The 13,715-nt window shown below is 72.2% G+C and carries 14 protein-coding genes; 7 read left to right on the top strand and 7 right to left on the bottom strand.

Annotation, left to right across the window (positions count from 1 at the left end):
• Window positions 1-14: 14 nt before the first annotated feature.
• The gene (locus tag ACE37J_RS07375; RefSeq protein WP_409709372.1) at window positions 15-1,538 is read left to right on the top strand and encodes a hypothetical protein; all 1,524 of its coding nucleotides are present in this window, start codon (window positions 15-17) and stop codon (window positions 1,536-1,538) included.
• On the opposite strand, the gene ACE37J_RS07370 is transcribed toward ACE37J_RS07375, so the two are convergent.
• Genes ACE37J_RS07370 through ACE37J_RS07360 form a run of 3 tightly spaced genes read right to left on the bottom strand, consistent with a single transcriptional unit; the run spans window position 1,528 to window position 4,689 of the window.
• On the bottom strand, window positions 1,528-3,129 hold the full coding sequence (locus ACE37J_RS07370; RefSeq protein ID WP_409709369.1) for an NTP transferase domain-containing protein: 1,602 nt from the start codon (window positions 3,127-3,129) through the stop codon (window positions 1,528-1,530). The two genes, ACE37J_RS07375 and ACE37J_RS07370, sit on opposite strands and share 11 nt — an antisense overlap.
• Entirely contained in the window at window positions 3,129-4,133 is a 1,005-nt protein-coding gene (locus ACE37J_RS07365) for an XdhC family protein (protein WP_409709366.1), read from the bottom strand. Before ACE37J_RS07365 ends, ACE37J_RS07370 begins: the two co-directional genes overlap by 1 nt.
• A 10-nt stretch (window positions 4,134-4,143) precedes the next feature.
• Window positions 4,144-4,689, bottom strand: coding sequence for a TetR/AcrR family transcriptional regulator (locus ACE37J_RS07360; protein ID WP_409709363.1), 546 nt, complete (start codon window positions 4,687-4,689; stop codon window positions 4,144-4,146).
• 113 nt (window positions 4,690-4,802) lie between these two features.
• Between ACE37J_RS07360 and ACE37J_RS07355 the strand changes: the two genes are divergently transcribed.
• From ACE37J_RS07355 to ACE37J_RS07345, 3 genes are all read left to right on the top strand, one after another.
• On the top strand, window positions 4,803-5,420 hold the full coding sequence (locus ACE37J_RS07355) for a glutathione S-transferase family protein (protein WP_409709360.1): 618 nt from the start codon (window positions 4,803-4,805) through the stop codon (window positions 5,418-5,420).
• 14 nt (window positions 5,421-5,434) lie between these two features.
• On the top strand, window positions 5,435-6,109 hold the full coding sequence (locus ACE37J_RS07350; protein ID WP_409709358.1) for a cupin domain-containing protein: 675 nt from the start codon (window positions 5,435-5,437) through the stop codon (window positions 6,107-6,109).
• 70 nt (window positions 6,110-6,179) lie between these two features.
• Window positions 6,180-6,764, top strand: coding sequence for a hypothetical protein (locus tag ACE37J_RS07345; RefSeq protein ID WP_409709355.1), 585 nt, complete (start codon window positions 6,180-6,182; stop codon window positions 6,762-6,764).
• 2 nt (window positions 6,765-6,766) lie between these two features.
• Here the strand turns inward: ACE37J_RS07345 and ACE37J_RS07340 are convergent, their stop codons facing one another.
• Window positions 6,767-7,948, bottom strand: a complete 1,182-nt coding sequence (locus ACE37J_RS07340; RefSeq protein ID WP_409709353.1) for a MalY/PatB family protein — start codon at window positions 7,946-7,948, stop codon at window positions 6,767-6,769.
• A gap of 146 nt (window positions 7,949-8,094) precedes the next feature.
• Between ACE37J_RS07340 and ACE37J_RS07335 the strand changes: the two genes are divergently transcribed.
• Window positions 8,095-8,358, top strand: coding sequence for a hypothetical protein (locus ACE37J_RS07335; protein ID WP_409709348.1), 264 nt, complete (start codon window positions 8,095-8,097; stop codon window positions 8,356-8,358).
• Between the two features lie 10 nt (window positions 8,359-8,368).
• Here ACE37J_RS07335 and ACE37J_RS07330 read toward each other — a convergent pair whose 3' ends face one another.
• A complete protein-coding gene (locus ACE37J_RS07330) occupies window positions 8,369-9,619 on the bottom strand; it encodes a flavin-dependent oxidoreductase (protein ID WP_409709345.1) in 1,251 nt (416 codons plus the stop codon).
• Window positions 9,620-9,719: 100 nt separating this feature from the next.
• On the opposite strand from ACE37J_RS07330, the gene ACE37J_RS07325 reads away from it, so the two are divergent.
• Together ACE37J_RS07325 and ACE37J_RS07320 are read left to right on the top strand one after the other, a co-directional pair.
• Window positions 9,720-11,018, top strand: a complete 1,299-nt coding sequence (locus ACE37J_RS07325) for an NAD(P)H-dependent oxidoreductase (protein ID WP_409709342.1) — start codon at window positions 9,720-9,722, stop codon at window positions 11,016-11,018.
• Window positions 11,015-11,461 (top strand): protein-tyrosine phosphatase family protein, encoded by a 447-nt coding sequence (locus tag ACE37J_RS07320; protein WP_409709339.1) that lies wholly within the window; start codon window positions 11,015-11,017, stop codon window positions 11,459-11,461. The genes ACE37J_RS07325 and ACE37J_RS07320 overlap by 4 nt, the downstream gene beginning before the upstream one ends.
• On the opposite strand, the gene ACE37J_RS07315 is transcribed toward ACE37J_RS07320, so the two are convergent.
• The gene (locus tag ACE37J_RS07315) at window positions 11,451-12,536 is read right to left on the bottom strand and encodes a mandelate racemase/muconate lactonizing enzyme family protein (protein WP_409709336.1); all 1,086 of its coding nucleotides are present in this window, start codon (window positions 12,534-12,536) and stop codon (window positions 11,451-11,453) included. The genes ACE37J_RS07320 and ACE37J_RS07315 overlap by 11 nt on opposite strands.
• Window positions 12,537-12,594: 58 nt before the next feature.
• The gene (locus ACE37J_RS07310; RefSeq protein WP_409709333.1) at window positions 12,595-13,710 is read right to left on the bottom strand and encodes an NADH:flavin oxidoreductase/NADH oxidase; all 1,116 of its coding nucleotides are present in this window, start codon (window positions 13,708-13,710) and stop codon (window positions 12,595-12,597) included.
• Between the last annotated feature and the right edge of the window lie 5 nt (window positions 13,711-13,715).

The following is a 13,715-nucleotide window of genomic DNA, read 5'->3' as shown; positions in this document are numbered from 1 at the left end:
GGAGCGGAACGAGGATGGAGCCCGCGCCGCGCGATCCCTCTGAGGCGCCGCTCGTCCTCGAATTCGGGGAGACGGCGATCAGGCTGCTGCGCGCGGCGGACGGGGAGCCGCTGGGCGCGGTCGCGCTGGACGATCCGGACTTCGCCGCCGCGGCCGCCGCGCTCGGCGCCGACGCCGCGGCGTTGACGGGGCGGAGCCCTGCGCCCGTGACGCTCTGGCTGCCGCCCGCGAGGGTGCTCGCCGTTGTCGCCGAGGGGGGTGGCGCGGAGGAGGCGGAGCGGGCGCTGGAGGCGGCCTCGCCGGCGCCGCTGGCGGAACTCGTCGTGACCTTCGCCGGGAGCGAGAACTGCGCCGCGGCGGCGGCGGAGCGGAGCGTCGTCGCGGAGGCGGCGGAATATGCGCGGCTCTGGGGCTTCGCGCCGCTGCGGGTTTCGACGAATCCCGAGGCGCGGCCGGAGCTTGCGGCCTTTGCGGGCGGGCCGGATTTCCTCCGGGCTCCGGCCGAGCCGGCCCCGGAGGTTTCTCCGCCGCCCGTGCAGGCTGCAGAACCGATCGCCCCGGCCCCGGCGCGGCGGCTGCGGGTCAGGGGGGCGGCCCTGCTCGCCGGCCTGGTCGGGCTTGCGGCCGTCGCGGCGCTCTGGCTGGCGCCGCAGGAACGGGATGACGGGCCCTTCGCGGCCCCGCCGCCGTCGCCGCCAGCGCTTTCCACGCCCGCATTGGACGCCGGAGCCGCCGCGGCGGCGGCCATGCCGCCGGCGCCCTCCTCGTCGGCGCCCGGCGCGCCTCGGGAGCCGTCGCGGAGCGCCGCGCCGCCGGCCCTCGTCGCCCTCGCGGAGCCCCCCGCGCCGCCGCTCGCCCCGGAGGACCCGACGTCGCCGGCCGCCCCTTCACCCGCGCCCGAAGCGGCCGCTCCGCCCCCTGCCCCGCACGCCCCCGCCGCGCCGGAGCCGACCGCGGAGGAACCGCCGGCGCCGAAGCCTCCGCCCGAGGCCGCGCTCGCCGCGGCGGAGGAGGCGGCCGCGCCCGAAGTCGCGGCGGAGGAGGAGACGCCCGGGCCGGGGGCTGTCGAGAGCGCGCCGCGCCCCGGGGCGCGGCCGGATCATCCCGCGGACGCCGTCGGTCGCGCGCTTGCCCTCGCGCCGGCGCCGAGGGCGCGCCCGAGGGGCCTTGCGCCGCGGCGGCAACCGGCGGCTCAGCCCCAGGCGGAGACAGCCCGTGCGGCGCCCTCCGGCGCCATAGATGACGAGGAGGGCGAGGAGGCGGGGATCGCGGCGGCGCCGCGGCGGAGCGCGCCCACGGGGTCCGGCGTCGCGGCGGCGGCGACCCTGCGGGATGCGATCCGGCTCGACGATATGGCGATGATCGGGGTTTTCGGAGCCGCGGACGCCCGCCGCGCGCTCCTGCGGATGCCGGACGGGCGGGTCCACCGCGTCACATCCGGCTCGGTGGTGGAGGGCTGGGTCGTCTCCCGCATCGAGGCGGGCTCGATGCGGCTGACGCGCGGCGGGGAGGCGCGGACGCTCGACCTCACGCAGTGAGAGCGCGCCAGGCCTCCCAGTCTTCCGGCGTGTCGAGATCGGTCCGCGCCGCGCGCCCCGCGAGGGGCAGCAGCCGCACGCGGTCGGGATGCGCGGCGAGGATGGCGCGGGCGCCCTCGTCGCCTTCGAGCCCGCGCAGCGCCTCGAAGAAGCGGCGGCCGAAGAGGACGGGGTTGCCCGGCTCCCCGGCGGCGGAGGCGGCGCGCACGATCTCCCGCCCCTCCTCCGGGTCGAAGGCGGCGAGGAGCGAATCGATCTCCTTCGCCCCGATCTCCGGCATGTCGGCGAGCGCGACGAGCGCGGCCTCCGCCTCGGGCGCGAGCGCGGCCATGCCGGCGCGGATCGAAGCGCCCATGCCTTCCGCCGCCGCGGGATTCTCGACCATCCGGAGGCCGAGGCCGGAGAGCGCGGCGCGGCGCGCCTCGTCCCCCGGACGGAGCACGACGACGACCTCGTCGGCCCGGCTCGCCAGCAGCGCCTCGGCCGTGCGGCGGAGGAGCGGCGCGCCGCCGACGGGCTCAAGGAGCTTGTCCGCCCCGCGCATCCGGCTCGACGAGCCCGCGGCGAGGAGAAGGGCGGAGACGAAGGGCCGGCCCGCCGGCGCCGCGCCCTCCCTCGGTTGCGGGCGGGACGGGATTTCCTTCAGGAGCCCGCCGACCGCCATCGCCTCGATCTCCGCGCCGGAGACGGGCAGGCCCGCGACGATCCGCTCCAGCGCCCAGTCCGCGCCATTAAGCTTCGGCGAGCGGGCGCAGCCCGGCAGGCCGAGGACAGGCCGATCGCCCATCACGCCCGTGAAAAGAAGGTTGCCCGGGTCCACCGGCATTCCGAACCGGTCGATCCGCCCGCCCGCTTCGACGACCGAAGCCGGGGCGACATCCCGCCGGTCCGACGTCGCGGAGCCGCCGAGGATGAGCAGGAGATCGCCTTCCGCCGCCGCGAGGGCGGCCGAGAGCGCGCCCGTCTCGTGCGGGGTGACCACGGGCTCGCCCGCCTCAACGCCGAGCGCGGCGAGGCGCGCGAGAATCGCCGCGGCGCCCTTGTCGATGAGGGAGGGCTTCATCCCCTCCGTCCGCGTCAGGATCAGCGTGGCGCGCATCGCGCGGAAAGGATGGAGCGAGATCGCGCCGGAGAGCAGCGCTGCGGCCTGTCGCGCGGCCGCCGCCGGGGCGGCGTAGGGGATGATCTTCACCGTCGCGAGCATGGCGCGGGGCGCGACGCGGGCGAAGTCGGGCAGGGTGGCGATCGTCACCGCCTCGTCCACCCGGTTGGCGGCGAGCAGGGCCGCGGCGTCCACCCGGATCACGCCCGCCGCCTCCGCATAGAGGTTCACGCGGCCGGTAAAGGGGGCGGAGAGGGAGAGATGAGGCCCGGCGAGCGGCGCGGCCACCAGCGCCGCCGCCTCGTCCTCGCCCAGATCCTCCGGCCCCGGCCGGGCGACCCAGACCGTCTGGACCCCCGAAGCGGCCAGCGCCGCCGCCCCCTCAGCGTCCAGCCGCTCCCCCTTCGCGAAGCGGCGCGCGCCCGCGCGGACGGAATGGGCGAGCATCGCCCCTGCGGCCTCCGCGACGGGGAGGGGGCCGAACTCCATCAGGACGCCCCGCGAAGCCGCGCCGTGACCTCCGCCATGATCGAGACGGCGATCTCGGCCGGCGATTTCGCGCCGATGTCGAGCCCGACCGGCGCATGGATGCGCGCGATCTCCTCCTCCGGGAAGCCGGCCTCCTTCAGGCGGTCGACGCGCTTCGCATGGGTCTTCTTCGAGCCGAGGCAGCCGAGATAGAAGACGGGCGCGCGGAGCGCGGCGCGGATCGCCGGGTCGTCCAGCTTCGGGTCATGGGTGAGGGTCACGACGGCGGTGCGCTCGTCGAGCCCGAGCGCGGCGAGCGCCTCGTCCGGCCAGTCATGGCTGATGACCTCGCCGGGGAAGCGCGCGGCGGAGCCGAAGGCCTCCCGCGGGTCGATCAAAACCGGGTCATAGCCCGTCAGCCGCGCCATCTGCATCAGCGGCTGCGCGATGTGGACGGCGCCGACCACGGCCATCTTCAGCGGCGGGTTGTGGACGCCGAGGAAGACGGCGCCCGATTCGTCGAAGCCGGACCGGTCCGCCCGCCGCGCCGCCGCCGCCTCCGCCTCCAGCGGGTCGCCGGAGCCGGAAAGGATGAGCCGCCGCTCCCACGTCTCCGGGTTCACGGCGTAGATCGCGCCGCGGCGCGCGGCGCGGGCGGCGGCGAGCTCGCGGATCAGCGCCTCGTCCGGCCCGCGGCCGACGCCGACAGGCTCCACCATCACCCGGATCTCCCCGCCGCAGGCGAGGCCGACGGCGAAGGCCTCCTCGTCCGACACGCCGAAGGAGAGGACGCGGCAGGCCCCGTCCTCCAGCGCCTCCAGCGCCTCGGCCGCCACCGCGCCCTCGACGCAGCCGCCGGAGACCGAGCCCATCAGTTCGGCGTCGGAGGAGATCGCGAGCTGCGCCCCCGCCTGCCGCGGGGCCGAGCCCCAGGTGCGGATCACCGTGGCGAGCGCCGCGCCCTTGCCGGCGTCGATCCAGCCGAGCGCCTGCTCCACGATCCGGTCATGCGCCGCCGTCTCCATCCCGTCCTCCTCAGATCACTGCGCCCGCGGCGAGCGCCATCGCCGCCGCCGCCGCGCGTTCGAGATGCGCCCCGTCCCGCGCCGCCGCGGCCAGCAGGAGCCCGCCCTGGAGCGCGGCCAGCACGCCCGCAGCCCGGATCGCCGCGCGTTCCGGCTCAAGGCCGGCGAAACATTCCTGCAGGAAGAGGAGGCAGGCGTCAAAGAACACGCTCACCGCCTGTTTCACCCGCTCCGGCAGCCCGACCGATTCGGCCGAGAGCATGGCGCAGAGGCAGATCCGCCGGTCCGCCGCGAAGGCGCCGAGATGGAGATCGACCATCGCGCGCGCGCGCCGGGCGGGGGAGGATTCGCCCGCCACCGCCGCGTTCAGCGCCGCAAACTGGCGCGCCGCATAGCGCTCCACCACCGACTCCGCCAGATCCTCCTTCGTGGGGAAATGATAGTGGACCGAGGCGCTCTTGACGCCGACATCAGCCGCCACGTCGCGAAAACTCATGGCGGCGTAGCCGACGGCGCGCAGGCGCGCCTCTGCCGCCTCCATGATTTTGTCTCGCATTTCCATAGCGTACACCCCTTTTCCCTATCGGTAGATAGGGGCTTGACCTCCGTTTCGTCAAACTCCATTATCTATCTACCGATAGATAGAATTGACTGAACAGGAGCTGCGCCATGAAGATCTACGACCAGAAGGGCCTTCCGAATCCGATGCGCGTGCGCGTCGCCGCCGCCGAGAAGGGATTGACGGAGCGGATCGAGTTCGTCCCCGTCGACGTGCTCGGCGGGGAGCACAAGCAACCCGCCTACCTCGCGATCAATCCCGGCGGCTTCGTGCCGGTTCTGGAGCTTGATGACGGGCGTCGCATCGTCGAATGCGCGGCGATCACGGAGTATCTCGATCACCTGACAGGCGCGCCGACGCTGACAGGGCGGACGCCGGAGGAACGCGCGGAGATCTCCATGCGCCAGCGGCAGGCCGAGGCCGACGCGCTCGACGCGGTGGCGGCCTATTTTCATCATGCGACGCCCGGCCTGCCGACGGATGCGGGAATGGAGACCTTCCCCGCATGGGGCGAGGCGCAGAAGCGCCGGGCCGAAAGGGCCTTCGAGGGATTCGATGCGCTGCTCAGGACGCGCGACCATCTGGCGGGCGCGGCCTTCTCCGTCGCCGACATCACCCTTGCGGCGGCGCTCGTCTTCGCCGATTTCGCGAAGATCGAGATTCCGGAGCGGCTCTCGGCGCTCCATGCCTGGCGCAACCGGGTCACGGCGCGGCCGAGCTTCGCCTGAACGGGAGGGACGCCATGAACGTGAACGACGACTTCTCCGCCCGCGCCGCCGTCCATGCCGGCGGCGCGCCCTGGGTTCCCTCGCCGATGCCGGGCGTGGACCGCCGGCCGCTCGACCGGATCGGCGGGGAGGTCGCGCGGGCGACGACCATCGTCCGCTATGCGCCGGGCTCCGCCTTCTCCCCGCATGTGCATACGGGCGGGGAGGAGTTCCTCGTCCTCGAAGGCGTGTTTCAGGACGAGCACGGGGATTTCCCGGCGGGAACCTATGTGCGGAACCCGCCGGAGACGCGGCACCGCCCCGCCTCGGCGGAGGGATGCGTCATCCTCGTGAAGCTCTGGCAGTTCGACCCGGAGGACCGGAACCAGTTCCACCTCCACGAGGCCGATCTCGAATGGGCCCCGGCGGGCGCGGGCGTCTCCGCCGCGCTCCTCCACCGGGACGCGCGGGAGGAGGTGCGGCGGGAGCGCTGGGCGCCCGGCGCGCGGATCGTGCGGGAGGCGGCGGACGGGCGGGAGATCTTCGTGCTCTCGGGCGGCTTTGCGGAGGGCGGAGAGCAGTTCTCGCGCTGGTCCTGGCTGCGGCTGCCGAAGGGCGCGGGGCTCGACGCGGCCGCCGGGCCTGGGGGCGCGGATGTCTGGGTGAAGGAGGGGCATCTCAGCGCGGCGCCCAAAGGCCCCCCCGCCTGAAGCTAATGCTTCCCTTTCGCGGCGGCCGCGCCTTACTCTGGCGCGGTCGTCAGAAGCGCGAGGGGGAACGATGCGCTTTCAGGAAGTATCCGCCGCGGCCGCGCTGGCCTTGTTCGCCGCCGCCGCCTGGGCCGAGCCGATTGCGCTCAGGCCCGCCGATCCGCAGCCCGAGGCGGGCGCGCTTCTGCCCGGTCTTTCGGTGCGCTACGCCTATCCGCATTCGGTGCGCTCCCTGCGCGAGGCGAGGGAATGGCTGGAATCGGGTTCGGAGCAGGGAGAGCCGTTGCCCAATCTCCGCCATCGGGACTCGATGGAGGGTGACCCGACGCTGACGGCGAAGCAGCCGATGCGGGTCGCGGCGGCGATTTCCGGCTATGTCCGGTTCGAGCGGCCGGGGCCGCAGCAGGTTGAGTTCCTCTCGAATGACGGGCTCGAGGTTTCCATCGGCGGCGCGGTCGTCTCGAAGCATGACGGGGTCCACCCCTGCGAGACGAACGGCGTCGTCGACGTGCTCGTGCCGGAGCCCGGCTGGTACGAGATCGAGCTGACCTATTTCCAGTGGAAGGGCACCTCCTGCCTCCTCATGCGGTGGGGCGCGGAGGGGGAGAAGCTCGGCTGGGCGCCGGACGAAGCCTTCGCCCGGCGCGCCGACTGAGGCTATTGCAGGTCGGCGAAGGCGGCCTCGATCCGGCCGAGCGCCTCCTCCAGCATCGGGCGCGGGCAGGCGAAGTTGAGCCGCATGAAGCCGGCGCCGCCGGGCCCGAAGCTGGAGCCGTGATTGCAGATCACCTTCGCCTCGCGCTCGAACCGGCGGATGATTTCGGCCTCCGTCATGCCCGTGCCGGAAAAGTCGAGCCAGGCGAGATAGGTGGCGTCGAGCTTCACGGAGCGGACGCCCTTCAGCCGCTCCGCGGCGAAGCGGTCCACAAGGTCCCGGTTGGCGCGGAGATAGGCGAGGAGCGCGTCGAGCCACTCCTCGCCCTCGGCATAGGCCGCCTCGGCCATGATGTAGCCGAAGCGGTTTCCGGTCAGCATCCCGCAGCGCTCCATCTGCCGGTGGAAGAGCCGGCGGAGCTCCGGGTCGGAGATGATCGCGTTGCCGGTATGGCCGCCGGCGAGGTTGAAGGTCTTGGACGAGGAGGTGAACGTCACCGTCCGCGCCGCGATCTCTGTCGAGAGGCTCGCCAGCACGGTGTGCGGCCCGTCGAAGACGAGGTCGTGATGGATCTCGTCGGAGACGATCAGGATCCCCCGTTCGAGGCAGAATTCGGCGATGGCGGTCAGCTCTTCCCGCGTCCAGACGCGGCCGCAGGGATTGTGCGGGGAGCAGAGGATGAGCATCCGCGTCTTCGCGTCCACCGCCTTCGCCAGCGCGTCGAGATCCATGCGGTAGCGGCCGTCCTCATAGACGAGGAGGTTGCCGACGACATGGCAGCCATTGGCCTTAACCGAGGGCGCGAAGGGATGGTAGATTGGCTGCTGGAGGATAACCCCGTCGCCCGGCCGGCAATAGGCCTGGAGCGCGAGGTTGACGCCGTTGACGATGCCGGCGGTGGTGAGGATCCAGCCGGGCTCCACATCCCATCCGTGCCGCCGCTTCATCCAGCCGCGGATCGCGGCGATGTAGCCCGAAGGATCGCCGTAATACCCGTGGACGCCGTGCTCCACCACCGCCCGCAAGGCCTCCGTGACCGCCGGGGGCGCGGCGAACTCCATGTCGGCCACCCACATAGGCAACGCGCCCGCCGCATGGGCCCCGAACCGGGCGGCGAGGCTGTCCCATTTCGCGCAATGGGTGCCGAGGCGGGGAATCGGGCGGTCGAAATCGAAGGCGGGCAAGGGCGGTCCTTTCCATCGGGGGGGCGGCCGGAGAGTCGGCCTGCCGCGGCCTTTATCTCCGCTGGACCGGCGTCAGTCCACAATCCGCAGTATTTTCACCCGAATCAGGTCGTTTCGTCGTATTGTCGGGTGCCGTTGGGGTGGGAATGGTGGGCAGACCTATGGCGCGCCGCAGGCGCAAGAGCGCATTTCTGGCTGACGACGGCGTGGTCAGCGTCGATTGGGTGGTCATAACATCGACGGTCGTGATCGCCGGAATCGTAGCGGTGTATTTCATAATCGGTCCGGACGGCCCCGTAGAAGGCGTCGTCGATGCGATGAACGCCGAGATGGATCAGGCGTCCGAGAACCTGTCCGACGTTCGCGCGCCCGGGGTCGGCTCCGGCCCGGACGGAGAGGCGACGGAATGAGGCGAGAGCTTCAGGCCCGCCGCTCATGCTCCCCGATCAGCGCCGGCTGCGCGTTGAGCGCTTCGATGGAGAACCCGGCCGTCTTCTTGTAGGTCGCCGCGAAATCCTGCCGCTCCTTCAGGGGCATGACATCCTCCACGTCATCGAAGACGCCGCCCGTGCGCTGCTTCACGATCTCCAGCACGTAGTCCGGCCCCGCGCCGCGGTTGGCGGCGATGACCTTCGCCATGCGCGGCCGCATCTCCGCCTCGTAATCGGCAAGCGCCGCCGGATTCGGCCCGTGGTCGAGAAAGGCGCGGCCGAGGCGCCGCGCATCCACGATGGCCTGGGAGGCGCCGTTGGAGCCGGTCGGATACATGATGTGCGCGGCGTCTCCCATCAGGGTCACGCGCCCCTCGGTCCAGAACGGCAGCGGGTCCCGGTCCACCATCGGATATTCGTAGACGACGGGGGCGGCCGCGATGATCGCCGGCACGTCGATCCAGCCGAAGCGCCACGAGTCGAACCAGTGGGCGAATTCGGAGGCCGGAACGACGCGGCTCCAGTCCTCCCGCGCCCAGCCGTGGCCGGCTTCGAACCGCCGCTCCGCGATCCAGTTGATGAGGGAGCGGCCCTCCTCATCCGGCCCGCCGATCGGATAGGTGACGAATTTCTGGTCGTAGTCGCCGATCATCGCCATCATGTTCTTCTCGGAGAAGCGCGCGATGCGGCTCGCGCCCCGCCAGAGGATCGCGCCGGCCCAGATCGGCGGGCCTTCATCGGGGTGCATCCGCCGGCGGATCGCCGAATGGAGCCCGTCCGCCGCGATCAGGAGGGCGCCGCGCCGCTCGCCCCGCTCCGTCTCCAGGACCGCCTCCTCGCCCTCGGTGCGGTGGGAGAGGCCCTTCACCCCCGTCTCGATCGCGTCGGGGCCGAGCCGCTCCAGCACGGCGCGATAGAGGAGCATCTGCAGTTCCCCGCGGTGCACCGAGTATTGCGGCCAGCGATAGCCGGCGGCGAGCCCCCGCGGCTCGCGCCAGACCTCGCGGCCGTTCGCGGCGAACATGGCGAGTTCCTGCGTCGGGACGCCGATTGCGGCGAGTTCGGCCTCCAGCCCGAGATCCATCAGCTCCCGCACCGCATTCGGCTGGAGATTGATGCCGACGCCGAGCGGCTTCACCTCCCGCACTTGCTCCACGATGCGGCAGGCCAAGCCTATCTGCCGGCAGGTAAGCGCCAGTGTCAGGCCGGCGATGCCGGCGCCGGAGATCAGGATGGTCATGGGCGTTCCTCCTCCCGCCAGATTATGCGCAGCGGCGCCCTTGCGCGAGAGGCCGCCGCCGCGCTTCATGGCGAAAAATCGGAGGAGCGCGATGTTTCTGATGGACAAGCTTGCCGCAAGGGCGGCGGCGGGGCGGCCCGTGCGGGTCTGCCTCGTGGGGGCCGGGAAGTTCGGCTCGATGTTCCTTTCGCAGGTTCCGACCACGCAAGGCCTTGAAATCACGCATATTGCGGACCTCCGACCGGACGCCGCGCGCGCCGCCTGCCTGACGGTAGGGTGGGACGAGGCGCGCATCGCCGCAACGGTCTTCACCGACGACGCCTTCGCCGCCATGGCGGCGGACGATGTGGAGGTGGTGGTCGAGGCGACGGGCAACCCCCATGCCGGCGTCCGCCATGCCCGCGCCGCCATCGCCGCCGGAAAGCATGTCGTCATGGTGAACGTGGAGGCGGACGTTCTCGCCGGAGCCGCGCTGGCGCGGGAGGCGCGGGCGGCGGGCGTGGTCTACACCATGGCCTATGGCGACCAGCCGGCGCTGACGGCGGAGATCGTGGACTGGGCGCGGGCCTGCGGGTTCGAGGTCGTCTGCGCGGGCAAGGGCACGAAATACCGGCCGCATTATCATCAGAGCACGCCGGAAACGGTGTGGGAGAACATGGGCTTCGACCCGGTGAAGGCGCGGGCGGACGGGATGAACCCAAAAATGTTCAACTCCTTCGTGGACGGGACGAAATCCGCCCTCGAAATGGCGGCCATCGCCAACGCCTGCGGGCTGACGCCGCCTTCGGACGGATTGCTCTTCCCGCCCTGCGGGGTGGACGACCTCGCCCATATCCTCCGCCCCGCTTCCGAGGGCGGCGTGCTGGAGGGGAAGGGGATGGTGGAGACGGTCTCATCCGAGGAGCGGGACGGGCGGCCCGTCTTCCGCGATCTCCGCTGGGGGGTTTACGCCGTCTTCGAGGCGCCGAACGATTATGCGGCGGGCTGCTTCCGGCAATACGGCATGAACACGGACGCGAGCGGGCGCTATTCCGCGATGTACAAGCCCTTCCACCTGATCGGGATGGAGCTCGGAATCTCCGTCCTCTCCGCCGCGCTGCTCGGTCAGGCGACGGGGGAGACGCGGGCCTTCGCGGGCGATGTGGTCGCCACGGCGAAGCGGGACCTGAAGGCGGGGGAGATGCTGGACGGGGAGGGGGGATATTGCGTCTGGGGCAAGCTCGTCCCCGCCGCGCGGTCGCTGCGGGAGGGGCTGCTGCCGATCGGGCTTGCGGACCGCGTGGCGCTCACACGGGACGTGAAGGCGGGCGAGACGCTGCGCCAGTCAGACGTCGCGATCCCGGCGGATGACGAGGTCGCCGCCTATCGCCGGGCGATGGAGCGGGCGAACGCCGCGTGAGCGGCTTCCGGATCGACGAGGCGGGGGCGGCGCCGGGGCTGCTCGGGCTCTGCCGTCTTCCGGGCGCTGCGGATTTCGCGGCGATCCGCAGCTGGCGGCCGGATGCGGCGCTGACGCTGATTTCCGAGGGGGAGCTAAGCCGGCGCCCCGACCTTTCGGAAGGGTTCGGGGCGGCGTGGCTGCATCTGCCGATCCCGGATTTCGGAACGCCGGACGAGGCGGACTGGGCCGGGTTCGCCCCTCGGCTCCACGCCCTGCTGGACGGCGGCGGGCGGCTCCTCATCCATTGCCGCGCCGGGCTCGGGCGGACGGGGATGATCGCAGCGCGGCTGCTGGCGGAGCGGGGCGAGAGCGCGCCGGTCGAGACGATCCGCGCCGCGCGGCCCGGCGCGGTGGAGACGGCGGCGCAGGCGGCCTTCGCGCGCGCCGGGATCAGCCGCTGACGCGGAAGCGCTCCACCACATCCATGTCGGGCGAAAAGCCGAGGCCCGTCCCTTCGGGCAGCGCGATCTCTCCGCCCTCGGGCATGGGCATGGCGGGGGAGAGCCAGGCTTCGGCCTCGATGTGCAGGAACTCGAACATGCCCGCCTCCGCCGCGCCCATGAGCTGCGCGCTCGCCCAGTAGCCGGGGCCGAAATAGGGGCAATGGGGCATGACGGCCTTGCCTGCCGCCGCCGCCAAAGCCGCGACGGCGCGGAATTCGGTGACGCCGCCGACCTTGGTGACCGAGGGCTGCGGGAAGGTCACGGCCTTCACGATCTCCCGGAAGGGCTGCTCCGCGCCCGCATTCTCCCCGCTCGCCAGAGGCACGCCGAATTCGGCCTCAAGCGCGGCGAGGGCGGGCGCATCGTCCGGCGGCCAGACGGGCTCCTCGACCCAGTAGAGGTCCATCGCCTTCATCTCGGGGAGGAGGGCGCGGGCCTCCTCGGCGGACCAGTTGCAGTTGACGTCCGTCGTCAGCTTCACGGCCGGCGCGCCGCGGCGCCCGGCCTCGATGTTCGGGAGCGTGATCTCGTGCAGCTTCACCGCGCCGTAGCCCTGATCGACGGCCATGCGCGCCCGCGCCTCCACCATGCCCGGCTCGCCATAGCGGACGAGGGAGGCGTAGGCGGGGAAGCGCTCCCGCTTGCACCCGAGAAGGTCGGCGAGGCGCAGGCCCTTCCGCTTCGCCGCAATGTCCCAGAGGGCGATGTCGACGCCCGAAATGGCGAAGAGCGTGATCCCGGCGCGGCCCTGGATATGGAGCTTCCGCTGGAGGCCGCGGGTGAAGGCCGGAATGTCCTCCACCTCCGCGCCGATGACGAGGGGGAGGACCATGTCGCGGAGCGCGGCGAGGGTCGCGGAGCGGCAGGAATAGGCGAAGGCCTCGCCCCAGCCCACCGTCCCGTCATCGGCTTCGAGCCGGAGGAGGACGATCTCCAATGTGTTCCACGTCGTCGGCATGAGCCCCGCGCCTGCCCCGCCCCCGTCGGAGAAGGGAATGACGATTGGCAGCGCCTCCGCCTTCACGATCCGCATGCCGCGCCCTCCCTGTGGTTTTCCCGCAGGCTACAGGGACGGGCGCGGGCGGCAAGCGCTATCGCTGGCCGTGCGCGAAGCCGATGAAGGGCGGCGTGACGCCGGCGGGGGCGGAGCGCCAGTATTGCTTCGGCCCCTCCACCTTCGCGCCGAGCGCGGCGGCGGCGTGCCAGCCCCACCGCGGATTCCAGAGGAAGGCGCGGGCGAGGGCGACCGCATCGACCTTGCCCGTGGCCACGATCTCCTCCGCATGCGCCGGCTCGGTGATAAGGCCGACCGCGAAGACGGGGATCGAGACGGCTTCCTTCACCGCCTCCGCCAGATGCACCTGATAGCCGGGTCCGACCGGGATCTGCTGCGCGGCGGAGACGCCGCCGGACGAGACATGGACGGCGGCGCAGCCCGCCGCCTCCAGCGCGCGGGAAAGCGCGGCGATCTCCTCGACTTCGATCCCGCCCTCGGCCCAGTCGGAGGCGGAGACGCGGACCCAGACAGGCAACTCGGCGGGCAGCGCGGCGCGCACGGCCTCGAACACCTCCATCGGGAAGCGCATCCGCCCCTCGATCCCGCCGCCATAGGCGTCGTTCCGCCGGTTGGAGAGGGGGGAGAGGAACTGGTGCAGGAGGTAGCCATGCGCCATGTGAAGCTCGATCCCGTCGAAGCCGAGCCGCGCGGCGCGCAGCGCTGAGGCGACGAAATCCGCCTTCACCCGGGCGAGCCCCGCCTCGTCGAGCGCGAGGGGCGGCTCGTCGGTGTCGGCATGGCCGATGGCGGAGGGGGCGACGGTGCGCCAGCCGCCGGGCTCGTCCGGCGCAATCTGCGCTCCGCCCTCGAAGGGCGACCGGGAGGAGCCCTTGCGCCCCGCATGGCCGAGCTGAATCGCAAGCGGCATCGAGGAGACGGCGCGCACGGATTTCAGCGTCTCCGCCAGCGCGGCCTCGTTCTCGTCGCTGTAGAGCCCGAGGCATTGCGGGGAGATGCGGCCCTCCGCGCTCACGCCCGTCGCCTCCAGGATCAGGAGCCCGGCGCCCGAGAGCGCGAGATGGCCGAGATGGACCCTGTGCCAGTCGTTCGCACAGCCGTCCTTCGACGCATACTGGCACATGGGCGCGATGATGATGCGGTTGGGCAAGGCCAGTGCGCCGAGCGCGAGCGGCTCGAAAAGTCTGCTCATTCGTT

It is taken from the genome of Pikeienuella sp. (assembly GCF_046290545.1).
GTDB lineage: Bacteria > Pseudomonadota > Alphaproteobacteria > Rhodobacterales > Rhodobacteraceae > Pikeienuella.
Note: the sequence above shows the minus strand (reverse complement) of the source record. Positions and strands in the feature narration are given on the sequence as shown.